This is a genomic window from Maribacter algicola (assembly GCF_003933245.1).
Taxonomy (GTDB): Bacteria; Bacteroidota; Bacteroidia; order Flavobacteriales; family Flavobacteriaceae; genus Maribacter; species Maribacter algicola.
Genome location: NZ_QUSX01000002.1, coordinates 120,718 through 145,705, shown reverse-complemented (window position 1 = coordinate 145,705; position 24,988 = coordinate 120,718). Strand labels below are relative to the sequence as shown.

The 24,988-nt window shown below is 41.9% G+C and carries 18 protein-coding genes; 3 read left to right on the top strand and 15 right to left on the bottom strand.

The genetic code is table 11. From position 1 onward, the window contains the following. Positions 1 to 13 precede the first annotated feature (13 nt). From DZC72_RS09790 to DZC72_RS09770, 5 genes are all read right to left on the bottom strand, one after another. A complete protein-coding gene (locus tag DZC72_RS09790) occupies positions 14 to 1,639 on the bottom strand; it encodes a sulfatase family protein (RefSeq protein WP_125222759.1) in 1,626 nt (541 codons plus the stop codon). 98 nt (positions 1,640 to 1,737) lie between these two features. Next, on the bottom strand, positions 1,738 to 2,556 hold the full coding sequence (locus DZC72_RS09785; RefSeq protein ID WP_125222758.1) for a sugar phosphate isomerase/epimerase family protein: 819 nt from the start codon (positions 2,554 to 2,556) through the stop codon (positions 1,738 to 1,740). 10 nt (positions 2,557 to 2,566) lie between these two features. After that, positions 2,567 to 3,289, bottom strand: a complete 723-nt coding sequence (locus DZC72_RS09780) for a gluconate 2-dehydrogenase subunit 3 family protein (protein ID WP_125222757.1) — start codon at positions 3,287 to 3,289, stop codon at positions 2,567 to 2,569. Positions 3,290 to 3,293: 4 nt separating this feature from the next. Beyond that, positions 3,294 to 5,015: a GMC family oxidoreductase gene (locus tag DZC72_RS09775; RefSeq protein WP_125222756.1), complete on the bottom strand. Its 1,722-nt coding sequence runs from the start codon at positions 5,013 to 5,015 to the stop codon at positions 3,294 to 3,296. 142 nt (positions 5,016 to 5,157) lie between these two features. Continuing rightward, positions 5,158 to 6,534 (bottom strand): sialate O-acetylesterase, encoded by a 1,377-nt coding sequence (locus tag DZC72_RS09770; protein ID WP_125222755.1) that lies wholly within the window; start codon positions 6,532 to 6,534, stop codon positions 5,158 to 5,160. Between the two features lie 144 nt (positions 6,535 to 6,678). Between DZC72_RS09770 and DZC72_RS09765 the strand changes: the two genes are divergently transcribed. Continuing rightward, positions 6,679 to 8,058 carry a Gfo/Idh/MocA family protein gene (locus tag DZC72_RS09765; protein ID WP_125222754.1) on the top strand — a complete coding sequence of 460 codons (1,380 nt, stop codon included), beginning with the start codon at positions 6,679 to 6,681 and terminating at the stop codon, positions 8,056 to 8,058. Here DZC72_RS09765 and DZC72_RS09760 read toward each other — a convergent pair whose 3' ends face one another. The 6 genes from DZC72_RS09760 to DZC72_RS09735 form a co-directional block, all read right to left on the bottom strand. Then, on the bottom strand, positions 8,059 to 9,075 hold the full coding sequence (locus tag DZC72_RS09760; protein WP_125222753.1) for a LacI family DNA-binding transcriptional regulator: 1,017 nt from the start codon (positions 9,073 to 9,075) through the stop codon (positions 8,059 to 8,061). A gap of 156 nt (positions 9,076 to 9,231) precedes the next feature. Further along, positions 9,232 to 10,548 (bottom strand): xylose isomerase, encoded by a 1,317-nt coding sequence (gene xylA, locus DZC72_RS09755; RefSeq protein WP_125222752.1) that lies wholly within the window; start codon positions 10,546 to 10,548, stop codon positions 9,232 to 9,234. 10 nt (positions 10,549 to 10,558) lie between these two features. Further along, complete coding sequence (locus tag DZC72_RS09750) at positions 10,559 to 12,046, bottom strand: xylulokinase (RefSeq protein ID WP_125222751.1); 1,488 nt, start codon at positions 12,044 to 12,046, stop codon at positions 10,559 to 10,561. Positions 12,047 to 12,310: 264 nt separating this feature from the next. Next, entirely contained in the window at positions 12,311 to 12,931 is a 621-nt protein-coding gene (locus tag DZC72_RS09745) for a response regulator transcription factor (RefSeq protein ID WP_125222750.1), read from the bottom strand. A gap of 627 nt (positions 12,932 to 13,558) precedes the next feature. Then, positions 13,559 to 15,271, bottom strand: coding sequence for a PorP/SprF family type IX secretion system membrane protein (locus DZC72_RS09740; RefSeq protein WP_125222749.1), 1,713 nt, complete (start codon positions 15,269 to 15,271; stop codon positions 13,559 to 13,561). A gap of 129 nt (positions 15,272 to 15,400) precedes the next feature. Then, complete coding sequence (locus tag DZC72_RS09735; protein ID WP_125222748.1) at positions 15,401 to 16,654, bottom strand: PD40 domain-containing protein; 1,254 nt, start codon at positions 16,652 to 16,654, stop codon at positions 15,401 to 15,403. A gap of 262 nt (positions 16,655 to 16,916) precedes the next feature. Here DZC72_RS09735 and DZC72_RS09730 point away from each other — a divergent pair, with 262 nt between their 5' ends. Beyond that, complete coding sequence (locus DZC72_RS09730) at positions 16,917 to 17,108, top strand: hypothetical protein (RefSeq protein WP_125222747.1); 192 nt, start codon at positions 16,917 to 16,919, stop codon at positions 17,106 to 17,108. A gap of 15 nt (positions 17,109 to 17,123) precedes the next feature. Here DZC72_RS09730 and DZC72_RS09725 read toward each other — a convergent pair whose 3' ends face one another. The 4 genes from DZC72_RS09725 to DZC72_RS09710 form a co-directional block, all read right to left on the bottom strand. After that, positions 17,124 to 17,954: a DMT family transporter gene (locus tag DZC72_RS09725; RefSeq protein WP_262707263.1), complete on the bottom strand. Its 831-nt coding sequence runs from the start codon at positions 17,952 to 17,954 to the stop codon at positions 17,124 to 17,126. A gap of 204 nt (positions 17,955 to 18,158) precedes the next feature. Next, positions 18,159 to 19,964 carry a ribonucleoside-diphosphate reductase subunit alpha gene (locus DZC72_RS09720; protein ID WP_125222746.1) on the bottom strand — a complete coding sequence of 602 codons (1,806 nt, stop codon included), beginning with the start codon at positions 19,962 to 19,964 and terminating at the stop codon, positions 18,159 to 18,161. A 1-nt stretch (position 19,965) separates the two neighbouring features. After that, positions 19,966 to 21,240: a ribonucleotide-diphosphate reductase subunit beta gene (locus tag DZC72_RS09715; RefSeq protein WP_125222745.1), complete on the bottom strand. Its 1,275-nt coding sequence runs from the start codon at positions 21,238 to 21,240 to the stop codon at positions 19,966 to 19,968. 681 nt (positions 21,241 to 21,921) lie between these two features. Further along, a complete protein-coding gene (locus DZC72_RS09710) occupies positions 21,922 to 23,349 on the bottom strand; it encodes a DUF1593 domain-containing protein (RefSeq protein ID WP_125222744.1) in 1,428 nt (475 codons plus the stop codon). Positions 23,350 to 23,806: 457 nt separating this feature from the next. Here DZC72_RS09710 and DZC72_RS09705 point away from each other — a divergent pair, with 457 nt between their 5' ends. Beyond that, positions 23,807 to 24,508, top strand: a complete 702-nt coding sequence (locus DZC72_RS09705; protein ID WP_125222743.1) for a MopE-related protein — start codon at positions 23,807 to 23,809, stop codon at positions 24,506 to 24,508. Positions 24,509 to 24,988: the final 480 nt, after the last annotated feature.

Genomic DNA, 24,988 nt, shown 5'->3' with positions numbered 1-24,988 from the left:
GAATAGAGCGAACCTATTCTATTCTCAAAACATCACTATCCAGATAACCAATCCGTTCCGCTTTGGCCTCAAAAATCAAATCTTTGGGTAATGGTTTTGTGTAGACATTCCAAATGGAATCTTGGGGATTTTTCCAGACAATCGTCGCGTCCCTTTGTGGGGAAATCAATTGGAGGACGGAATCTTTCATTACTACTTCTAAGGGAGGTAAACGCTTTGCTTTTCCATCGGGAAGCCATTTGGCGATAAGTTCCCGCTCTGGTATATCGCCCAAATCCTTGCTTTCCCTAATCCACTCGTTCAGGATATTCCTGTAGAAAGTTAATGTATCCCGCATATCCGGATTTCCTGCAAGGTTGTACAGTTCATATGGATCCTTTTGCAAGTCGTACAGTTCTTCCCCAGGTTTATTCGGTTGTAACCAAGCCGCTTGCTCTCCATTTAATTTATCGGCATCAAATAGTTTTCGTAATTCCTGCATCATCGGCATTTGCTCCCTATACGAAACTGGCAAAGCATGGCTCAAATGGGTATTATAGCTTTTGATATATTTAAAACGCTTGCTACGAACGGCGCGTAATCGGTCATAAATCTCATCAAACCGATCCGATGTGTGAAATGTATATTTTGGCTTTTTCTCAACCTGATATTGACCAAACTGTGCCACGCCCTGCATGACTTTTGGCGGTTCAATACCTGCTAGCGAAAGTAGTGTTGGGGCATAATCGATAAAACTTATCAAACGGTCATCATAGTTTCCAGCATTTTTATTATTAGGGAATTTTATGATTAATGGTACTTTTACCCCGGTATCGTACAATGCCCTTTTATGACGAGGAAAGGGCCCTCCATGGTCCCCGTAAAAGAAAATGATCGTGTTTTCATACAATCCGTCCTCCTTTAATTGGTCCAAAATTTTTCCTGCCTGATTATCCAATCTTTTGAGATTGCTGTAGTTAACTGCCAAATCATGACGTACCACATCGGTATCCGGAAAGTAGGTTGGCACAGTCAATGCATTTGGGTCGACAAAAAGGGAATCCTTGCCCCTGGCCCAAATTTGGGACTCATGACAAACCGAATAATTGAAAACGGCAAAAAATGGCTGACCTTCTTTTCGTTTTCTCCAATGGCGTTCCCCGCTGCTCTCGTCCCAAGCGGCATCGGTCTTTTCAAAATTGTAATCCTCCTTGGGGCCATTGGCGGTATAATATCCAATTTTTCGTAAGTATTCCGGAAACATCTTTACACCTTCGGGAACGATGGGGGAATAACTGGGTAAACTGTCCAATGTTGGCTGATTAACCGCCAGCCAAGGTGTATACGTCCGCATATTATGGGTTCCCAAGGTTGTGGGATACATGCCCGTTATCAAGGCACTTCGGGCAGGAGCACAAACGGGAACCGGGGCGACGGCATTCGTAAATACGACCCCGTCATTGGCAAGGGATTCCAAATTTGGCAAGGAAATCGTAGAATCCCCATACATGGGAAACCATTCCGGGGATTGGTCCTCCGCCACCAACCAAACAATGTTGGGTAGGTTATGGGAGTCCATATTTGGATCTTCCTTTGCCTTATCGGCGCAACCAAAAAATAAAAAAGCTAGTAAAGGGGTAATCAGATATTTAGGAGGCATAGAATTAAATCGATATTCCCATAAATATATGATTTTACAAACAAAAAGCCGTTCAAAGTTTCCATTGAACGGCTTTAACTCAATCTATTAATTTTGGACTACTTTAAACTTTTCAAATACTCTAAACTTTCTGGAACCTGTTCCACCACTCGGCTTGATTCATCCTCAATGAACATGTATTCCAGACCCAATTTTTTGGCTTCAGCCACCACTCCGGCAATATCCACCTGACCGGTACCCAGCACCACATTCGTTTCCACGTCCTCATGACCGGTATTATTACCCTTTACCCCATGTTCCATATCCTTTAGGTGCAACAAGGTCATTTTCCCTGGATACTTTTTCATGAGGGCCACGGGATCTGCACCGCCGTGCTTCGCCCAATATACATCGAGCTCAAAGGTAAAATCGGTGGCATTTTTGGCCATATAGTCGAAGAAGGTACCCTCATCATAGGGCCTGAATTCATAACCGTGGGCATGGTAGGCCAAAGTAAGCCCTTCTTCCTTTAATCGCTTTCCGGCACTATTGAAAACATCCGTGGCATGTTTGGTCTCTTCCAATCCCCAATTATTTCCGTCATGAGGGACCCATGCACACATGACATACTTCGCTCCAAAATCCTTGGCGTTCTGTATGACTTTTTCCACATTGTTTTCCAAATCAGTAAAATCCGCTCCAATGCTCACAACCTGTAAATCGTTGTCTTTCAAAAGCTTTTGAAAGTCTTCCATGGGCATGCCATAGGTCCCACCTCCTTCAATTTTTGAAATACCCCAAGAATTGATAAGCTTCAAAGTACCTGGGACATCGTCTTTGAATTGATTTCTAAGGCTATACAATTGCAACCCGACTTCCTGAGCATTCGTAGTGATAGCTATACAGCCAATTACCAGTAGCGTAAGATACTTTTTCATTATCTTTTATTTACGTGAGTAGATTGCCTTCATCGTCCCACTCCGCGATTTCATTTCGTTTACTTTGGTCCACACATTTCGCAATCCATTCCGGGTCGTACGCAACGCCGTGCTGATCCAAGACATCCTGTGGAACCCCGTCCCAGACATTGGGCTGGTTGCCCTTGTAACCTAAATCTGCAATTCCCACTTTTGATGTATAGTAACCTGTTACCGTTAAGCCACGCATCATGTAGAAAAACTGGATTTCCAAAGGTTGTTCATCCAAAGGTTTCTCCGTATCATGCCAGCAAATGGCATCACAGATTTGTTTTTTCTGCTCCAAGGTGGCCGATTTGAACTCGGTGCCGAACTCCGTATTGCTTTTATGATCCAGCCACATAAGACCTCCCAGAAGTGTTGGAGCCATTTCAGGGATATCCTTGCCCATAAATTCCACCAGCTCTGGAACGCCTGCCTCTATTGGGCCACCATGGGGCTCTTTTGGAGGAAGAATAACTACGCTTAAGGCAGCAATAGTCTCCATTTCATGTTCGTTGAACAGTTGCTCTGCTTGAAGCTTTTCCAAACGTTCCAGCTCTTCAGGTGTCCTTCCAAAATATTTATCGCTACTTTCCGTGATCGCCTGGTCTACGGCTTCCGTTTTGTCCGTTTTACATGCATTGAAAACCAAACCGGAACTGGCAGCGGCACCACCAAGAATTAAGGTCTGTAAACTTTTTCTTCTGTCCATATTCTTAAATATTTTGTTTCTTCAATTGATCAATGATATAGTCCGATGCCCTCCAAGATAAGGCCATAATGGTCCAGGTACAGTTTTTGTCCGCTTGCGAAACGAACGGCCCTGCATCCACAATGAAAACATTATCACAGTCATGCAATTGTTGGAATTTATTAGTGACCGAAGTTTTTGGGTCATCTCCCATACGGGTAGTTCCCACCTCATGTATAATCTGACCGGGCGCCAAGAGTCCATAGTTTTGGTCCTTACCAGGTTTTTCACTCAACGGAATACCGCCCATATTATGGATAAGCTCCTCAAAAGTGTCCTGCATGTGCTTGGCTTGATTGATTTCATACTGTGAGTGCTTATAATTGAACTTCAGTACGGGAATACCATATTTATCCACGGTGGTGGGGTCTATTTCGCATCGGTTTTCCCTAAAGGCAATAGCCTCACCGCGGCCTCCAAAGCCAATGACCGATCCATAATATTTCTTCACATCGTCCCGTAAACTATCACCATATCCTCCCACCTTTAGACCAAAAAACTTATTCATGCCGTTGGGATCAAAGCCGAAACCGTAATTGGGTTGGCCCATACCTCCCCAGACCTCTATGTGATATCCTCTTGGGAAATCCAGTTTGGAATTGTCTCCCCACCATGGAGAATAAACGTGCATACCTCCCACGCCATCTTCATTGTAGGAGACCTTTCGGTTCAATAAACCAGGAATCACACCTGCAGCACTAGCACCGGTGGAATCGTGCAAATACCTACCCACTACATCACTACTATTGCCCAATCCATTGGGATGTTGTTTGCTTTTGGAATTAAGAAGTATCCGCGCAGAACTACATGCAGACGCCCCTAAAACGACCACCCGACCTTTTAATTTGTATTCCTTTCTATCTTCCTTATTGATGTAAGAAACACCCGTCGCTTTGCCCTCCTCATTGGTAGTCACTTCGCGCACCATACAATTGACAAAGAGTTTTACCTTGCCTCCATTTTTTTGAGCCGGAAAGATGAGGCAACTTCCTGCGGAGAAATCGGCATAAACCTGACAGGAGCGACCACATTGGCCACAATAGAAGCATACGCCCCTTTCGTTGTTGATTCTTTTGGTCAACATGGAAAGTCTTCCGGGAATTACAGGAATACCGGTTTTCTTGGCTCCATTTATGTAGAATAATTCGTGTAATCTTGGTTTAGGAGGTGGAAGGAAAAACCCATCAGGATCGTTCTCCCTACCTTCCTTGGTTCCAAAAACCCCGATCAACTTATCCAATTTATCGTAATAAGGTTTAATGTCCTCATAACCTATGGGCCAATCATCCCCAAGACCATCTCTGGATTTTCCCTTAAAATCCTTTGGTCCAAACCGAAGCGAAATACGCCCCCAGTGGTTGGTACGCCCACCAAGCATTCTAGCGCGCCACCATTTAAATTCAGTACCTTCTTCATGGGTATATGGTTCGCCCTCAACTTCCCAATCGCCCCAAGACTGGTCCCATTCACCAAAGGCCCTATCCGTACCGGCCCCTCTTCTTGGCGAATCGTATGGCCATTTTAATTGGGTCATGGTTTTTGGATCAGCGGGGTCAAAAAACGGACCCGCTTCTACAACGGCTACATTCAATCCTGCATCCGCTAACTGTTTGGTGGCCATTCCACCACCGGCCCCTGAGCCTACAATAATTACATCATACACTTCGGAGGATTCTTTTATCTGCATAACTTGGTATTTGGTTTATGGTACAATTTAAAGAATAATTCAAAATCTAATGGCCGATTTAACGGATTGGAGGTATAAATTCATGAATCCTGATGTTTTTAACCCTAATTCATAAAATCTTGGGAATACTATTAAATTGGGATTACAACTCCGTGCTTATAAAAGTAGAAGCGGGCAAACCTTGGGCATTGAACAGATTGGCGATTTCCGTGCTTCCATAAGCATATCGAACCCTTTTTGGCTCCTTTACCTCTTTTGCTTGTACCGTTACAATGCCATTCTTGATTTTCGCTTTTGCCGGATACCAGATTCCATCCTGAGACAATACCTCGAAATGCTCCAGGTTTTTTCCTTTTACGGTAAGCCCTTCATTATGTAAAAAATGAACCATTACCTTATCTGCCATCGCTTCGGCCTTATCGAACACAGGTCCATAGACAGTTGTATCCAAAGCGTTGTAATGTTGTTTAAGGGCAATGTTTGCCAAACGGATACCCACATCCTTTTTATTTCTAGGATGAATATCGTCCACGGTACAAATATCACTGGTCATGGCCATACCCGTGTTGGGAAGTGACAAGATCCTTCTTTGTTGATCCCGAACGATGCCGCCTTCATATTCCCTGCCATACTTATAAGGAGCTATTTGCACATAATAGAATGGAAAATCATACCCCCACTTATCTCGCCAAGAATTTATAAGCGTGCCAAAGGTGTTTTCATAGGTTTCGGCATTGGCCGTATTGGATTCCCCTTGGTACCAAAGTGTACCGCTTATTTTGAAGTCCGTTAAGGGTGCAATCATGGCGTTGTACAGAATCGACTTTTCAATGGGGACCCAAGGGTTAGGCTTTATAAGTCCGTAGGACTCTTGTAGGGCCGGGTTCTTAACGAACTCCTCCTCCGGTGTCCAGACTTCGGCACAGGAAGCTCCCCAAGAGGAGTCTATCAAGCCAATGGGCACCTCCATTTCCTCTTGTAGGCGTTCGGCAAAGAAATAAGCTACGGCACTGAAATCGGGCATGGTTTCGGGTGAACAAACCTGCCACGTCCCGTCCAAATCATCTTGGGGATACTCGGCCGTTCTCTTTTCTACGGTAAATAGCCTAATTGTTGGTTTATCTGAATTGGCTATCGCTTCCTCTTTATTATCCAAACCGCTATTGGCGCTCCATTCCATGTTGGATTGCCCGGAACATAGCCATACTTCACCAATTAGAACATTCTCTAAAAGAATCTCGTTGGAACCTCCTTTAAATTGAATACTAAAAGGTCCTCCTGCACCAAGCGTTTCCACGGATAATTTCCATTTTCCGGTAATAGGTGTTTTTATGGAATGTTCCTTTTTGTCCCATCCGGTAGTAATGGTAAATTCTTCCCCGGGATTAGCCCATCCAAAAAGGTCAACGGAAGATTCCCTTTGCAAGACCATGTTGCTAGAGAATATGTTGGGAAGGGTTATATCAGCCTTGACAACGGAAACACAACATATAAAAAATATTAAAAACAGTCGCCTCATGATGAATTGTTAATTTAAACGAATCAAATATAAATATTTAATAATGTAAAGATTAATTTTATACGGACTTGCTTCAAATTATAAGTTTAAACTGATAACTTACGAAAAACTTTTTCACTCCATAATACTATTAAGCGACTAATTATGAATACCGATAAACAGTTTTTAGCGAGAAGAAATTTTATCAAAAGTGCTTCAGCCGCTTCCCTCCTTCTGACATCCATGGGTAGTTATGGTTTTGAATTCTTTGCCGATGAAAAACCAAAAAAAGTGGCCCTCATTGGAACTGGTTGGTACGGTACCAGTGATTTGTTCAAACTCATACAGGTCGCCAACGTAGAAGTTGTTTCCCTATGTGATGTAGATTCCAATTTTCTAAACGAAGTTGGAGAATTGGTTTCGCAAAGGCAAAAAAACGGAAAAGTCCCAAAGTTATACTCTGATTACAGGGAAATGCTAAAAAAGGAAAAACTGGATATTGTACTGATTGGAACTCCTGACCACTGGCATGCCCTAATGTGCATTGATGCCCTCAAGGCGGGTGCACATGTCTATGTTCAAAAACCAATAAGTGTGGATGTCATTGAGGGAGAAGCTATGGTGGCCGCTGCGAGAAAATATAACAAAGTAGTACAGGTTGGCACCCAACGAAAAAGCACACCACATTTGATAGATGCCAAGAAACAAATTGTGGATAAAGAACTATTGGGAAAAATAGGCCATGTTGAAATGTGCTGTTATTATCACATGCGGGCCAATGGAAACCCTCCCGTACAACCTGTGCCGGATTTTTTGGATTATGAAATGTGGACGGGACCTGCACCATGGCGACCTTATGATGGAATTCCGCACAGAAGATGGTGGAGAACCTTTAGGGAATATGGAAACGGGATTATGGGCGATATGTGCGTGCACATGCTGGATACCGTGCGATGGATGTTGGATTTGGGCTGGCCCAAACGAATTAGTTCCGAAGGAGGTATTTATGTACAAAAAGATGGAAAGTCGAACATATCAGACACCCAGACCGCCGTTTTTGAATATGATGGCATAAACTGCATATGGCAACATCGAAGTTGGGGAAATCCTGCGGATCCGGAATACCCTTGGGCCTTTATCATTTATGGGGAAAAAGGTGTTTTAAAAGGAAGTACCATGAAGGCCGATTTTATCCCCTATGGAAAAGAAGGTGAACCCGTGCATTTTGATGTATTGTATGAAAAAGAAAAGTATCCAGAAGATTTGGTTGAAAAGGATAATGAATTAAATGCAGCACCCGCCACAAGACGGCATATGATCAACTTTTTAGAAGCTATTGCCAATGGAACCAGACCTGTTGCCGACATTGAGGAAGGTCATATTTCCACTGCAAGTTGCATTTTGGCAAACCTATCCATGGATTTAGGTAGACCATTGATTTATGACCCAAGCAGCATGTCTGTTGTTGACGACCAAGAGGCGACCGATAAATTGCAGCGCGCTTATAGAGGTCAATGGAAGCATCCACATCCAGATACGGTATAGCTATTGCAACTTTTTTGTGGAGTCCCTTACCAAAAGGCTCGTTTTTACCACTTTGGTCTCGAAAGGTCTATCGGGGTTTTGGATGCGTTTTATTAATAATTCCGCGGCCTTTTCCCCTATGAATTTCCCATGCTGACTCACCATGGTCAGTGATGGCGTTACGTATTGTGATAGTTGTCCGTTCGTGAAACCAACTATGGAAACATCCTTGGGTACATTATAGCCCCGGGATTTTACGATATGCAGAATTTTCACCGCCGTGATTTCGTCCAATCCCAAGATTCCGTCTATGGATTTATAGTTCAAAAGAAAGGACATGAGTAGGTCTAGGTCATCTTTTGGGGTAAAGTTGACTACCAACTTTTCATCAAAAGGTATTCCGGCTTCTTCCAGGGCCTTCTTATAACCAGACAACCGTAGTTTACCAACACTCGATTTACCAATTGGGGATACAAAAGCAACGTTCCTACATCCTAAATTGAAAAAAAATTTGGTCGTTTTATACCCAGCTTCAAAATCATCTACGATTACCTTGTCACACTCAATTAGATCGGAAACCCTATCGAACAACACCAATGGAATCTGACTCTCCGTGATTTCCCGCAGCCCTTCCATCCGTTCCTTTACCTGGGTTTCCTCGGCCAAAGAAATAATCAATCCGTCCACGGTACCTGAGTCCAAGAACTCTAGGGTTTTGGACTCCTTCTCATAAGATTCATCACTTATACAACTGATGATATTATAGCCGTTTTCATTGGCAACCTTTTCTATCCCGTATAAAACCTGAACAAAAAAATAGTTCAAAATATTGGGAACGATGACCCCAATGGTCTTGGTGCTCCTATTTAGAAGATTCAGGGCAAGTTTGTTCGGTTTATAATGATGGGCCTTGGCATACTCCTGAATGCGTTGCTTTAGCTCCCTACTTATCTCATGACTATCATTTACAGCCTTGGATACCGTAGATATAGAAACATCAAAATAAAGCGCTATGTCCTTAAGGGTGATCTTCTTCATTGCTCGATAATCGAGATTTGGATGCTCAAACGCATACGTAGAAATTTAAATAAATGTATCTTTCAATGTCTCGCGTGCTTGCCCCGAGTTAATTTACATTAAACTAAAAAGGTCTTGAAGAATATCAAGACCTTCTTAAATTAAAAATTCCTTGAATTATATATACTGATTGATAATATTTTCAAACAGCTCCTGCTTTCCGCTTATTAAAGGTAATTCTCCGTTCTCCTTGGCAATGGCATACAAATCGTTCAGGTCCAATTTACCGTTCTCAAAATCCTTCCCTTTTCCTGAATCGAAGGAACTGTACCTCTTTTTTCTCAAGCTTGAGTACGCAGAGGAGGTTATTATTTTATCGGCTGTAATAAGGGCTCTTGCAAAAGTATCTGCCCCACCAATATGGGCAAGGAATATATCTTCCAAATCCGTAGAATTTCGTCTGATCTTGGCGTCAAAATTTATACCGCCACCTTGAAGGCCTCCTGCTTCCAAGAATACCAACATGGCCTCGGTAGTTTCTAGGATATTGTTTGGAAACTGGTCCGTATCCCATCCGTTTTGATAATCGCCACGGTTTGCATCCAAACTACCCAACATTCCGGCTTTTCCGGCAACCGCCAATTCATGTTGGAAGGTATGCTGCGCCAAAGTCGCGTGGTTTACCTCGATATTGATCTTGAAATCCTTTTCCAATCCATATTCACGCAGGAAACCAATAGCAGTTGCGGAATCAAAGTCATATTGATGCTTCATGGGCTCCATCGGTTTCGGTTCTATAAAGAAATTCCCTTTAAATCCTTTCCCACGGGCGTAATCCCTGCACATAGTCAAGAATTGTCCCATATGGTCCAATTCGCGGCCCATATCGGAATTCAAAAGCGACATATAACCTTCCCTACCGCCCCAGAATACGTAGTTTTCACCATTTAGTTCCATGGTAGCGTCCAAAGCCATTTTTATTTGCGCACCTGCCCTTGCCACTACATTAAATTCAGGGTTGGTCGCCGCACCATTCATATAGCGCGGATTGGAGAAACAGTTTGCCGTTCCCCATAGTAATTTTTTGCCGCTAGCCTTCTGCTTTTCCTTAATGTAGTCTACAATGGTATTCAATCTTTTTTCCGACTCCAAAAAAGTGGGACCCTCCTGAATAAGATCAAAATCATGAAAACAGAAATAGTCAAAACCGATTTTCTCAAAAAACTCAAAGGCCGCATCTGCCTTGTCCTTTGCCGCCTGAACAGGGTCGGAAGATTGGTCCCATTCAAAATTCTGTGTTCCCGGACCAAATGGATCGGACCCTTGGCCGCAGAAGGTATGCCAATAGGCTATGGCAAATTTAAAATGTTCTCGCATGGTTTTTCCCGCCACCACTTGCTCAGGATTATAATATTTGAACGCCAAAGGGTTATCTGAATCCTTGCCTTCAAATTTAATTGCATCAATTCCTTTGAAATATACTTTTTCTGCCATTATTACTGATTTATATGTAGTTTATTGTTATTTCCAATTCCTTCTTCCAAAGCTGATACGCCCTTTGGTATTCTGCCTTATTTCTTAAAGGCTTAAATGTCATTATATAATCGTTTTCTATGATAGCTTTTCCAAAAACCTCATAATCGCCATCCTTTAAAAGTCCTGCCCTGGCCGCTCCTATGGCACCCGTGGTATTATAAATTTCAATATCATATCCAATTAGTGTGGCCACGGTTTCCGAAAAAATCTTTGACCTAAAAAGGTTGTCGTTTCCTGCCCGCATCACATTGACCTCTATACCGTCGGATTCCATAATTTCCATCCCGTATACAAATGAAAAGGCAATGCCTTCCAAGGCTGCCCTGCATAGATGCCCCTTGCCATGATTGTTCAAGTTAATGTTCAACAGCCTCGTACCAACTTCCTGATTGTTAAGCATCCGTTCCGCACCGTTTCCAAAAGGTATGATTACCACACCATCAGAGCCTACAGGAACTTCTTCGGCTAATTTGTTCATTTCGTCATAGGACGCTACATCCAGATTATTAAGCAACCATCGGTACTGAATCCCAGAGCCATTGATACAAAGGAGCTTTCCTATCCTGGAGTCGTTTCCGGGACTATAATTTACGTGCGCGAAATTATTCACCCTGGCACTTTCTTTGACAGAAAGACTATTGGTAACGGCATATACCACACCGGATGTACCGCCGGTAGCGGCTACTTCGCCCGGATTAAAGACATTTAAGGACAAGGCATTGTTGGGTTGGTCCCCAGCTCTATATAATATTGGAGTCCCAACTTGTAAACCACTTTCAGACGCCCCTTTTGCATCAACGCGTGATTGTATACCGAAAGTCTCCACAATATCAGGTACCAAACTGGCATCTAAGCCGTAATAGTCCATTAAAAAAGAAGCTATTTCCTTTTTCTTAAAGTCCCAAAAAATACCTTCTGAAAGTCCGGATACCGTCGTATTTATTTTTCCTGAAAACCGCATGGCTATATAATCCCCAGGTAACATGAACTTATGGATTTTCGAAAAGATATCAGGTTCATTGTCCTTTACCCATTTAAGCTTACTGGCCGTAAAATTAGAAGGAGAGTTCAATAGATATTCCGAACATTTTTCCTCGCCTATCACTTCAAAAGCTTTCTGACCGATTGGTACAGCCCGGCTATCGCACCAGATAATGGAATTGCGCAGTACTTTGTTGTCCGCGTCCACAACCACCAACCCGTGCATTTGATAAGAAATACCAATCCCGATAATTTCTTCCGAAGAAATATCGTGGGTTTTGATCAGTCTTTTGATACCAAGGCAGGCATGGCCCCACCAATCTTCCGGATTTTGCTCTGCCCACCCATTTTTTATTGCCAGCATGGACATCTCGGTCTCTGGTTCCTGGACAACGCCTACACTTTTGCCAGTGTCAGTTTCGACCAATGCAATCTTTATTGAGGAACTACCAATATCCAAACCTAAATAGTACATATGCAGACAGTGCTTTACATGATTTTTGTCTCCTAAAAGTACTATAAGTTAGCTTCTTAAAGAATATAGGGAGGAAGTTTAGTTAACAATACATCAATTAAAAACCATGAAAATCCAACATTTTATAATATTATGAGTTTGATTTTTAGATATTTACATTTTTTCGTGAATTACGAAAATTTATCGAAACCCTTTTCGTAAAGAAAAAGGCCCAAGGAAACCAGATTTGTTTCCAAGGACCTTTACCCAAAGCATAAGTAGGTATTATAGACTTTCAAGCTTGCTCAACGCTTCGGACTTTGAATTTACGTCCAACTTTAGATAGATATTCTGAATGTGAAAATTGACGGCACTGGTAGTAACAAATAGTTTGTCAGCTATCATTTTATAGGTTGCCCCATTGCATAAATAGTCTACGATTTGATTCTCTCTTTCCGAAAAGAAACTATAGGATTTCCTATTGAAATTGGACACAACCTGTTTAACGATGTCGTTACTGATGGTTGCTCCTTCCTCCCTGACGCTGGTCAGTGCATGGCTAAACTTATCTGCGGACATGGGTTTGGTCAAATAGCCATTTGCTCCTTTTTTGAAACTCTTTTTAATAAGTTCGAAGTCATTGTTTTCACTGATCATCACCACCTTTACGTTCCAGTCTTTTTTCCGATATAGCTTAATGGTATCCAAACCATTGGTCTCATGCAAATCGACCTCCGTTAAAACGATATGGGGCCTGGTTCTATTGAAATCCTTAAGGGCCTTGCTGGCGGAGGTATAAATGCCCATAAGTTGAAAACCATCCACTCCTTTTAGATAGTTTAGATAGCTAACATGTTCATGTTCGTTTTTTTCTACAATAATAAATTTTAAATCCTGAGTTTTCATAAGTAAGTTAAATTGTCCTGTTCGGTTTCTTTTGGAAACCAAATCCGGGGGTTAATAATTGGGTAAAATCTGGGTAGCCTACGGCGGTTATTTACTTTTTTATTTTGGGATAGCCCATAAATGAACTTCCTGTCCAAACTGGGTACATCTGGAATCAAAAAAGAAAAAAATAAAGGCGTAGGTCGAAATTGTCTTAGCAGCGTTGTTGCCCTGTGTCAAGCAACGGTCCATGCCAAATAGGTTTCAGAATACATTTCAAAAAATAAAGCACGTTGAGCAAATGCTTTGGGCTTGTCGTTAAGAAGGATTGCTTGTGGGTAGCAAGCTGTAGGTAAAATTTATCCATAATCTGGGGGATTTGGGGTTAAAGAATGGTTTATTTCTGTTTGTTTCCGAAATATACTTCTTTAACAACTATACCTGATAAACTCCTGTATTTTTTCGTTAAAATGCACAATTTGGATGTATTTCATCGAAATATGATGTCAAAAATAAAAAGGAGGGGCCCCAGTTATCCCCCCGGATACTACCCCTCCTTCTGTCGACAATTTACTCAAACATAGAAATACTCAAACTTTTATATATCGATTCTAGTATGCAATCCTTACTATATTTTTGTTAATCTTCTTAATACGAATCTCCATCCTCAAAAGTGTTGGATACGGTAGCCGTATGCTCGTCCACCTGCATGATCCACTTTTCATCATTGTATTTGCCACCCAAATTTGATACATAGGCATTATGTGCTTCGCTTTTGTAATCGTAATCCGCCAGATAGACATAATACAAACCGTTTTCCTTATTATAAAACTGCTTGGCATCCAGTCCTTGGTCCTTTAATTTTTGCATGAAGGCGTTCAAATACTTTTTGTTGCTGTATACATTGGCGATTACGTAATACCCGGATTTTACTCCCAAGATATCTGAGCTTCCCAACATTTTAATGGGCAGTTTGTTATATTTTTCAAAATCCTCCTCAGCGGCCATACGCGCATGCTCCTCCTCCATCTTCTTGGCGGCCATCATGGTCCTTTCCTCCAACTTGAAGTTTTGAATGTTGGAATCCACACTATTTTTGATATCGTTACGTAATAGTCTCACAATGGTCTCAAACTTTTTTTCAAAGGCCAACGTTCGCGCTTCCTCAATGGAATCCTGTCTCAGAATGAGTTCATCTAGAATTAATCGGTTTTGATAGGCCAAGTCGGTGGGGTCCACATTTTCAATGGGTTCCGAAGCAAGGTTTCTATTGGCTGCTTCTTTTTCCGCCTCCCTTTTTTCCTTTTTCCTTGTTTTGTCCCTTTCCGATATTAAATCGGCAATCTGCTCCTCATAGTTGCGAACAATGGCATCTATCTTACTATCATTGGAACGATCCGCAATGGTAATTGACATATCCTCATCCTTGAACTTATAGGCCAAGGATACCTCGTGGTTCCAACCTAGGTTCGATTCATTTTGGGAAAGATCCTTTTCTATTAAATATCCCAAGGACATTTTTTTACTGAAATTGAACCCTACTCCGGCAGACATGCCATACTCTTGGTCTATGGTTGTCTGCAACCATCCGTAATTTGGCAAGTCCAATAATAGGGAACCTAAATAGTACATACTTCCATCCTCGTTTTTACCCACTTGGCCCAAAGGCATCAAACGGGCATTTTCAAACAATCCCCTACCAGCATTAAAGGAATGTGTGTACTGCATGGATGCTTTAACACTTCGTGTGGAAAGATTGGTAAGGAACTCGTCCGTGGTTTGGTTGTAGCGCAATAAATCCTCTGCATACAGTCCAAAGTCGAATTTTCCTATGGAAAGGTTGATTCCCGGTTGTACGGCAATTTTACTCTCTTTTCTGGATTCTGTAATTTCTGGATCGGCTTCAGAAATTACCACTCGGTTTTTATCCAATCCTTGATTGAAATAAGTAACATTCGAACCAAAAGTAAGTGTGCTTTTGTTTCCAAGTTTTACCGCGGTGGCATAATTGGCATTAAAACCGAATTCCTGTACTACACCGGACCATTGGCTGTAAATACCAATTCCTATGGCAGTTCTATCGTTTAACATGTTACTGAAACCTAAAAAGTAGTTCTGGCTGTTGTCATCAAAAGTGGCATACTGGTTTCTATGTAAAATATTTAGATAGGATTTGTTCTCCCTTACCAAGGAAAAGGTTGGATTGATCAAATATCTATTAAAGAACAACTGGTTATGATAGGTACTGCTGGAGTTTAAATTGGTTCCAGTCTCTTGTCCAAGTACATTTAGGCTTCCCATAAACATGAATAGGATTAGGGGGAGTCCTATTTTTGCCGATATTTTATGAATATATTTCATTTGAGTAGGGTTTAACGTTCGAGTAAAATTATCTTCAAAGGATTGGGGGTATTAACATCACATTCTAGGAATGTGGGTTAACTTCCTTTGTATAGTTCTTCATGGAATTAGGGGAAGGATTATATCCAATTAATTTTCATCCTCAAAAACCGATGTTGAGTATTGGGTCCTTGTTTCCGTGTTCATGGCTTCCATCAAGTGGAAATCCCTAACATTCTTGGTATTATTTTCACCAAAGTAGGAGAACGCGACCATTTCCAGGGCGGTGCCATTTCCACCTCTGTTGGACATCACATATCCCATTTGGCCGTTGGTAAACTGTATGGAAAAGTCATCGCTTGGGCTGTTTATGGAACTGCCCATGTTCATGGCCAAGCCTACGTTTCTTTTTTCGACCTCTACCATAAAGACATCCAATCCACCATATCCTTGATGGCCTTCAGAGGCAAAAACCAAGGTGTTTCCTTCCATAACCTTGGGATACATTTCATTCTTTGCCGTATTTACTTTGGTGCCCAAGTTCTTGGCCACACCAACGATACCATTGGATTTTATGGTAGTGACATAAATGTCAAACGCTCCAAAGGTTCCTGGCATATTGGAAGCAAAGAATAGCCTCGTGCCGTCCTTGGAAATTGCCGGATGCAAGGCGGAGTATTCCGTGGGACATAATGCCAGTTCCTTAATGGATTTCCATTCCCCGTTGACCTTATCGGCCCTATAAATCCTATGAACTTTTTGTTTTTTTGAAAATATCCCCGTTGTTGGTTTTACCCAAACCTCTTTGCTGAAGTAGGCCGTTTTCCCGTCCTTGGTCAACACGGCAGGGCTTTCATAGGTAAAATCCTTTACCTTGGGGTTTTCCTGTAGCTCCAAAAAATACGACATTTCATTGCCTAGGGATGCGGTGCTATATTCTGGGTTAATGGATAGCGCTTTAAAGTTTTTCCTTCTAGACAGTTTGTTCCCCGTTTTTGAGGAAGCATCGGTCATATGGTAGTCTGACTTTACAAGCTCCGTCCAATTCTCGTCCTCTTCCACGGATTTTGCCGCATCACCAAGTTTTGATAGGGCATAATCATAGCGCTTCTGATAGGAACTATCCAATTGACCGTCCGGGCTGATTTCAATCAATTTCTGATACCAGAACAAGGCGGTTTCATAATTGTGTGACAAAAAATGGGCATTACCCAAATCTTGATAGATTTCCTCTTCAGAATAACCCAAAGACTTTAGATCCTCATAATTCTGGAGGCGTTTTTCTGTTTCGGTCAATTGATGGGTTCCATTGGAAACCACCAAACCGTCCTGGGCATTTAGTGTATAAGAACCTATGATTAGGCTACACCCGATTACCATTCTGTAAGCTAGCGTATTTCTCATAATACTTGGTTTTGGGGTTCAACATGACAAAGTTCCTAAATGCTTACCACTGAACACTTATTAAAAATTCATAGGTTTTGACAGGTTTTTGGCTTTTTTCTTAAAATTTCAGGTATTTCATCGAATAATTCTATCCGTTCATCCTAGAAATTCATTTCATCGGAGGACATCATCAATTTGGAGCAGGATATTTTTCTTAATTATTTGTTAATTATGTTAAAGATTTGTAAATTGACCTAATAGGAACCAAACCTTTAAACAGATGAACACTTCCTCAAAAAATAGCCTCGACCTAAAATTAATGACGGACGTCATTGTACTATGCATGCTGATAGTATCCGCTATACTGTTCCTACAGTATTCCCATGAAATAGAAAATGAAATTACCACCGCTGTACTGAATTCTATGAATGATATCAACAACAGTATAGCAAATACGAGGACGGGTAGATAAGTTTTCCTTAATAGACTATCGTTTTCCAACAAATACATTGGCCACCAACGCGCCAATGATCATCAATATTCCCAAAAGACTAAAAAAGGAATAATAATCCCCGAACCAGAATACACCCACGGTCAGTGTAAAAATAACCTCTATATATTTTAGAGGGGCTACCAAGCTGGTTTTGGCCACTTGAAATGCTTTGGTCATAAATAATTGTCCAAAAAATCCAAAAAATCCGAGGCTCAACAACAAAAACCATTCATCATCATGGGGAAGGGTGAAATTTTGAATACTCAAAACGCCCCCAACCACGGTACCCGTAAACATAAAATAGTTTACAACCACCAGGGGATGGTCTCCCTTACCTATTTTACGAATGAGTACATAGACCATACCACTAAATACCGAAGCCGTTAAGACGAGTAACAAACCTGTAGTATCCAATGCATCCCCAAAACCCTTTATGACCAGGACCCCACAAAATGCTATCAAAAAAAGCAACCACTGTACCGCCCGCAACTTTTCTTTCAACCAGAAGACCGCAAAAAAGGTGGCAAAGATGGGGGCAATATATCTAAGGGAGACGGCCGTACCCACGGGAATATATTTTAAGGACATAAAAAAAAGGCTCATTGCAATCAAGCCTGCAAACGACCTATAGAGCATGAGTCTTTTGTTGTTCCCTAATATGGGTATGCCTTTTATAAGAATGTAGGAGGTAGCCAAGAAAAGCGAGCCTATTGACCTGAAAAAAACGATTTCAAACGTGGGGAAATGGCTTAAGTATTTTACGAACGCGTTCATTAGGGTGAACGAGAAGGTACTTATTACCATGTACAGGATGGCTTTCTTCAAAGGCTGGTTTTACTTTCTACAAAGTTACGGGAAGGAAACCGGATAACATATACAACTCTGTATTCTCCAAGATTTTACAGGATTATGCCTTCCCGCTCTGCGAAGTTTTAATTTTTGACGAATTGATTTTAATTACCTGGTATACAAAAAAAGACCTGCTTTTGAGCAGGTCTTTTAGTTTCAACATGTTGCTATCTGAAAAATTTATGCTTCACAACTCGCACATTCCTTCTTTTGTTTGAATTTTTGGGCGGCGTTCATACTATGCTGATAGTATAGCGACTTCAATCCCAGTTTCCAAGCAGTTACGTGGATTTTGTTGATTTCCTTGACGGGCATTTCCGGATGGACGATGATGTTCACGGACTGACCTTGGTCAATATGGTTTTGCCTATTGGCCGCCTGATAGATGATATCCATCTGGTCTATTTCCGAGTATGTTTTAAATACGGCCTTCTCCTCATCGGTCAAGAAATCCAAGTGTTGTACGGAACCATCAAAATCGCGGATACTTCTCCAAACTTCGGTCGTATTCTTGCCTTTCTCCTCCAATAAGTCCTCCAAATAAGGATTTCTAATCGTCGTTTTCACCTTGGCAATATCCTTGACATAGGTGTTGGACCAAATGGGCTCTATTCCTTGGGATACTTGACCCAATATGAACGCTGAAGAGGTTGTTGGAGCGATTGCGTTCAACGTGGCGTTTCGTCTACCGTACCCTTTCAATACTTGAGGCTCACCAAATTTTTGTGCCAATTCCTCGGAAGCCTTATAGGACTTTTCCTTAATGGTCTTGAATATTTCACTGTTCAGGTTATAGGCCTCCTGACTATCGAACGCCAACATTTTTGACTGTAATAAGGAGTGCCAGCCTAACACCCCAAGCCCCAAGGCACGGTTATCCTTGGCAAAGTTATAGGCACGTTCCATAAAAAGGAATGTTTGACGATCTTCCCTACTATCGGAATCACGGTATACCTCCAATTTTTCACAGAACTCCGTAATCACGGCATCCAAGAAATAGACCATGGTTTCCACGGCATCGGTATTTTTCCATTGATCATAGTGTAATAGGTTCACTGAGGACAATACACATACAAAGGACCAATTTTCATTGGATGGCAACATGATTTCCGTACACAGATTACTTGCGTAAATAGGGTGGTTTTTATCCCTGTATACATCGGCTGCACCGTTGTTGGCGTTGTCCTTAAAGAAAATATAAGGATAGCCCATTTCTCCCCTACGCTGCAGTACTTTGGCCCATATGGCGCGCTTATCTGTATCACCGTCTACCATCTCCTGCATCCATTCGTTGGTAACCGTTACTCCGTGGGTCAACTCTTGAATGGGGTTTCCTTCGGTTCCTATTTCCAAAAATTCTTTAATATCCGGATGTTCCACGGGTAAATACGGGGAAAACCTACCGCGACGCACAGACCCTTGGCTTACCACATCCACCATACTCTCAAAAAGTTGCATGATATGGACGGCACCGGAAGCCTGACCGTTATTTTTTACCTCGGCACCACGATGTCTTATTTTTCCGAAATAACCTGAAGTTCCTCCACCCAATTTGGACATCATGCCCACTTCAGACTGGGTGTAAAGGATGTTGCCCATATCGTCATCGATGTGCGACCCAAAGCAACTAATGGGAAGCCCTCTCTGTTTACCAAAGTTCGACCACACCGGAGAGGCCAACGAGAAAAAGCCTTCGCTCATGTAGCCGTAGAACTTATCGGAAAATCCTGGCATATTCAAGATAGCCTCTGCCCTATCCGCAATTTCACGGATTCGTTCCTCCGGGGTAACTCCTTTTGTAAGGTAACCCGATGCCAAAAAATTTCGGCTATGGTCGTTCAACCAGGCAAATCCCTTTCCTTGCCCCTTACCTTCGGACAAGTTCTTTATTGCCTCTTTTCTGGCTTGCACCAGTTGGTCAGAGCCCTTTAATACTTTTCCTTCTTGTACTACTTCGTTTTGTAGGTTTAGTTTTGTCTCGTTCATGTTAAAATAAGTCGTCGCTGGTTATACTTTGTGTTCTTTTACTGTAGTTAATGGATCTCTTTACAAAAAAGTCCCCATGTTTGGTACCGATAATCTCATCGTCAAACCACTCGGTCTGGGCTAAAAGATTCTCATCTACCTCAAATATTTTGTCGATACCTATACTGTCCAAGGAATCGTTAAATCTCTTTTTTATGAACTCTTTTACCAGAACCTTGGGTAAAAAGTCAATTTCTCCAGCTTCAAAAATCCAATCGATGATATCGCTTTCGGCCTCAAAAGCGTCCTTACACATATCTTGAACCATGCTGTGGTATTCCACATCGAACCAATCTGGGTTCTCATCTTTGATGATGTTGATAATATCGATACCAAAATCCCCATGTATCTGCTCCTCCTTGGAGGTAGCCTCCACTACATTGGAAATACCTTTTAGCATGTTCTTGTATTTGTTGAAGGCCATGATGATCAAGAACTGCGAAAACAAGGATACATGTTCAATGAACAGGGAAAATAGAAGAATGGACTCTGCGTATTCCTTATTGTCCTCACTTTTTGCATTTTTTAAGGCGGTCTCTAAATAATGGACGCGCTTCATAATAACTGGCTTTTTCTTCAGGTTCTTGAACTCTTGGTTCAACCCAAGGATTTCCAAAAGATGGGAATAGGCATCATGGTGTCTTACCTCACTTTCGGCGAAAGTGGCCCCTACAGAACCAATTTCAGGTTTGGGCATTTTGTGATAGATATCGCCCCAAAAGCTTTTTACCGCCACTTCTATCTGGGAAATGGCCAGCATGGTATTCTTTATGGCACTGCGTTCCGTATCTGTGAGACGGGTCTTAAAATCCTGAATATCACTTGTGAAATTAAATTCCGTATGAATCCAATAGGAATGCCTGATCGCCGGCACATATTCGTATAAAGCAGGATATTCATAAGGCTTTAGATTGATACGCTTCTCAAAAATATTTGATTTCCTTTTTTGGGCCTGTTCATTCCTATATAATATATATGCCTTGGCAACTTCAAAAAAGCCACCCTCCATTAACTTTTTCTCTACAAAATCCTGTACCTCCTCTACCGTTGGCTTGTAAGCGGAATCCGCTTTCTTTCTTTCCAAAAGGGCCGCATAGACGGTATCGGAAATTTTTTCGGCATCACCTGGACCACCTAATTCCACAGCGGTCATGGCCTTCAAAATTGCATTCGTGATCTTGTGTAATTGAAAGGGTTTGGTAGTAAAGTCCCTTTTGATGACTTCCGTTATCTCCATGTTAATAAAAGGTTAAAAATGAAACTATTTTGAGAGGTATAAAGGTCAAATTTTTACCCCTTCCATAGTGGATGAACCTCTTAACTTTTTCAACACTTTTATCAACAATGAAAAATGAAAACTAAAAACCAGAACTAGAAAATAATATGCAAGTATTTGTATTACAATAATTTAAAATTAAACAAATAAAGTTATAAATCATCTTTGGTTACATTTTTTTGGTTGATCAACATCCTGAACTTCAAGAAAGAATCAAGATCTAAAGACGGCTAAAAGATAGGATAGGCTAGACCACTAAATTACTGGCAAATAGCATGGGAAATATGCGTGATGAACTTCTAAATTTTAACAAATGGATGGATTAAAATTCGAAGAAAATAAAAATAATCCTCGTGTATTTTTTTAGGTGAACAGAAACAAATCCACTCTACATTGGTTTGACCAAAAGGAATTTTTTTGTCAATTCCAGCGTTTGATTGTTGGCTACGTGCTTTGCGATTCCCGTCTAGTGTCTTATGTAAGCGTTACGACCAATTTAGGGTCTCAACTACTTAAACGAGTCGTTCATAGTGGTTCGTTCCATTGGCAAGATGTAACATATAATTAGGTATGCAAAATGTATATGCTTTATATGATAAAATTTGCACACCTCTTACACCAGTGCGAAGGTGGCCGCATCCGCTATTTAGGCACCACCGTAACGATAACACGCTTGTATCTAGTTAAGGAAGGGCTGCCTTTATCGGAGAGCTTCAAAATAAAATGCAGGGTCTCCTTTTTATCAACCTTGGGCGCCGTAAGGTTCACGATATGGACGTTCTCCGCCCCTAAATTGACTTCGTTTTTATACGTGCTTTCCTCCGGATAGTAAAACCATAAATAACTCAGGTTATCCCCATCTGGGTCGGTAGAATTAAAAGCATCCAGACTAAAAGCTTCGCCCGATTTTACGGTAAACTCCTCCGGATGGGTCAACCCGGGGACCGGCGGATGGTTCGCTTCTTCATAGTTCATGAAACACCAGTCCATACGGGCGGCAAAATCATTTTGAAAATCATCCCGCCATCGCCATAAGGTGACCTTATTATCCTTGAAGGTAACAGTATCCCTTTTTACGGTCCGCCCATATTCTTGGGGTACATAAGGCGTATAGGCATCATCGACATTCGTCCAAATAGCCCTGGTTTCGGGAGCAATGGTTACGATAGAACCTCCTTTTTTGGTCTTGTCAAATTCTGGTTTGTAGAGGGCATATCGGCCGCCCCAAGCCCCCCAATCCGGACGTTCGGGTTCGTTAAGCCCGTTGGGTATCAAGGACAAAAAAGCGGGCGTATCCCCTTCTACGCCCCAGGCCACATCGGGATATTCCGCACCTAAAGGCCCATGGTCCTGCTGAATATTTTCGGCGATCCACGCATTACTTATGGTGTTGTTATCGATTCCGTTGATATAGCTATTAATGCCCGTCCAAGTCGCCGAGGCATAGTGATCTCCCGGGGAAACGATATAAAACAGCTCCGGAAACGTGTTGCGTATCCAAAGGCCGCTGTCATCCTGATCGGAAATGGTATATACCCGCAGTTTTGAGACCAATCGCTTGGCTTCGCTTTTACTTTTCGTCTGTTTTATTTTATGTAGAGATTGCGCCAAGGTATTTACACCGCCCCAAACCGAAATCCATAACGGGCGATCATCCTTTTCTTCCAAGACCTTAATGATCCAATCTGAACCCTCGGAATCTTTACCGTCGCCCACACCGTTCATACCGTACACCGGAAGTCCCTCTTTGATCAAGGATAACAAGGCTTCCGATTCCGGATAGCCGGATTCGTGTTTTAAAAGGTTGGGCTGTACTTCTCCATACGCGCGTAGCACCCTGGCAATGGACTCCGGATTTATTCTGTTTTGCATCCAGCAGGAGGTGGTGGCCACCAGTCCTTGGATATCGATTTGATTGGAATAGAGCAGCAAGCGCACCAAGGACTGCGTATCATCTGGATCCGCTTCAATATCCGTTAGGATGATAACTCTTTGTTTTTGAGTTGTTTGGGCGAGTAATGAATTACTGACGAGCAAATAAAAGGAAATTAAGCTCAAGAATATCTTCATAGGAATAAGGTTACCGGTGTAGTGAAAATGTACCCCGTTTAGGGTTGCTTCTATTGGTCTAGATTTTATCAATGGATGCTAAAGTTAACAAAACCGAATTAATAGCGTTACTGTTTCTTTGCCTGAAAAAGAGGATGGGCGTAGCGCCTTGTGCAATTTCGGGAGGGTTGATGTAGGTTATTGGTTATTGGTTATTGGTTATTGGTTGTTGGTTGTTGGTTGTTGGTTGTTCCCTTATACTTCACTTCGACTCCCTTCGGCTACGCTCAGTGTCCACGCTCAGGGCAGGCTGCTCGAGGTGATAAATCCATACTGTTGGATTGGTTAGTATTACGCCCTCCCGGATAGAAAATAACGGCCATTCGGACAGTATTTAGAGGTGTTCGTCCTAATGCATTTCATTTATGGGCTTGGAAGCGTTAGTATTAGGCTATAATAATCCTATAAACCTTATAAAATGAAAAGAATACTATTTTTTGCTGTTGCAGTCCTTTTTCTAGTAGGCTGTGAAAGCGACCAAAACACCACTTACGAGGAAACGCAGGGCACATTGAATAACGCACCGGCGAATCTGAAAGCTAAGAAAGGAAAAGTTGATATATGTCACTATTCCGTTGAAGATGATTCTTGGCACATGATCAACGTAAACCTTAACGCATTGTCTGCCCATGAAGGTCATGGGGATGTTCGATTGGATGATCAAGACGGTGATGGCTACGTACCCTTTAATGAATGTGGTTTTGGAGAGATGGGCGATTGCGACGATACCGACCCGGCGGTGAATCCCGGAGCCGAGGAAATTTGCGGAAATGGTGTGGATGATGATTGTGATGGTCTTATAGATGCAGAGGATGAGGATTGTTGCCAAACACCTTCTCCTGCGGAATTAATAGGAAACTGGTCAGGTGTCTTTTACCAAAACCCAAATTTTTCCTTTAATATGGCTATAGAAGATTGCGCTGCTACGGTACGTATTGATTTTGATGATTGTAAGTGGTCAATGGATTTTCGTTCCGGTAGCGATGGAATTTATAGCGTGTATCTAAATCGCTTATCATCATGCACTACAAACCCAAATTGGACACTAAGCCTGAGCGGAACCACTTTGACAGTAGTCAATGGCGATAACCTACTTATGGCGGTTCTCGAAAAACAATAGATAAAGTATGTGCGTAGCTGAAACGGGTACTTTAACATGAAGGTACTGCCAAATTTAAGTTAGCGTAGTTACCTGGTAAACAAAAAAATCCCTTCTGATTTAGAAGGGATTTTTTTGTTTATCGAGTTTTCCGTGTTTCTAAGTTCTCTCGCGAAGCCCCTGGACGCTCGAAGGAACACGGATGGATTGTTGGAGGGTTGGATTGTACGTGTTCTTAGGTTCTCGACTCCCCTTCGACAAAGTTTACCTTGAGCATAGCCGAAAGGCACAGGGCAGGCCGCACAGTGTGACAGTTGTTGGTTGTTGAAAGTAACATTTTTCAATCCCAATGAATTTTACGGGTACTGCCCGTAAAATTAGCCCGCTCTCCTTTCGGGCACATATCTAGGATAGAATATTCTAGTTCAGCATACGGTTCTCGATACAATTTGCTATCGAAAATCACTCAATCTGACATGCCAAAAAACATAAGGAGCCATA

Bases quoted from the DNA above. Each gene is read 5' to 3' on its own strand.
- DZC72_RS09750 (WP_125222751.1), bottom strand. From the start codon at position 12,046: ATGTACTATTTAGGTTTGGATATTGGTAGTTCCTCAATAAAGATTGCA.
- xylA (WP_125222752.1), bottom strand. From the start codon at position 10,548: ATGGCAGAAAAAGTATATTTCAAAGGAATTGATGCAATTAAATTTGAA.
- DZC72_RS09765 (WP_125222754.1), top strand. From the start codon at position 6,679: ATGAATACCGATAAACAGTTTTTAGCGAGAAGAAATTTTATCAAAAGT.
- DZC72_RS09730 (WP_125222747.1), top strand. From the start codon at position 16,917: ATGAACACTTCCTCAAAAAATAGCCTCGACCTAAAATTAATGACGGAC.
- DZC72_RS09735 (WP_125222748.1), bottom strand. From the start codon at position 16,654: ATGAGAAATACGCTAGCTTACAGAATGGTAATCGGGTGTAGCCTAATC.
- DZC72_RS09775 (WP_125222756.1), bottom strand. From the start codon at position 5,015: ATGCAGATAAAAGAATCCTCCGAAGTGTATGATGTAATTATTGTAGGC.
- DZC72_RS09785 (WP_125222758.1), bottom strand. From the start codon at position 2,556: ATGAAAAAGTATCTTACGCTACTGGTAATTGGCTGTATAGCTATCACT.
- DZC72_RS09705 (WP_125222743.1), top strand. From the start codon at position 23,807: ATGAAAAGAATACTATTTTTTGCTGTTGCAGTCCTTTTTCTAGTAGGC.
- DZC72_RS09715 (WP_125222745.1), bottom strand. From the start codon at position 21,240: ATGGAGATAACGGAAGTCATCAAAAGGGACTTTACTACCAAACCCTTT.
- DZC72_RS09790 (WP_125222759.1), bottom strand. From the start codon at position 1,639: ATGCCTCCTAAATATCTGATTACCCCTTTACTAGCTTTTTTATTTTTT.
- DZC72_RS09720 (WP_125222746.1), bottom strand. From the start codon at position 19,964: ATGAACGAGACAAAACTAAACCTACAAAACGAAGTAGTACAAGAAGGA.
- DZC72_RS09780 (WP_125222757.1), bottom strand. From the start codon at position 3,289: ATGGACAGAAGAAAAAGTTTACAGACCTTAATTCTTGGTGGTGCCGCT.
- DZC72_RS09760 (WP_125222753.1), bottom strand. From the start codon at position 9,075: ATGAAGAAGATCACCCTTAAGGACATAGCGCTTTATTTTGATGTTTCT.
- DZC72_RS09710 (WP_125222744.1), bottom strand. From the start codon at position 23,349: ATGAAGATATTCTTGAGCTTAATTTCCTTTTATTTGCTCGTCAGTAAT.
- DZC72_RS09745 (WP_125222750.1), bottom strand. From the start codon at position 12,931: ATGAAAACTCAGGATTTAAAATTTATTATTGTAGAAAAAAACGAACAT.
- DZC72_RS09740 (WP_125222749.1), bottom strand. From the start codon at position 15,271: ATGAAATATATTCATAAAATATCGGCAAAAATAGGACTCCCCCTAATC.
- DZC72_RS09770 (WP_125222755.1), bottom strand. From the start codon at position 6,534: ATGAGGCGACTGTTTTTAATATTTTTTATATGTTGTGTTTCCGTTGTC.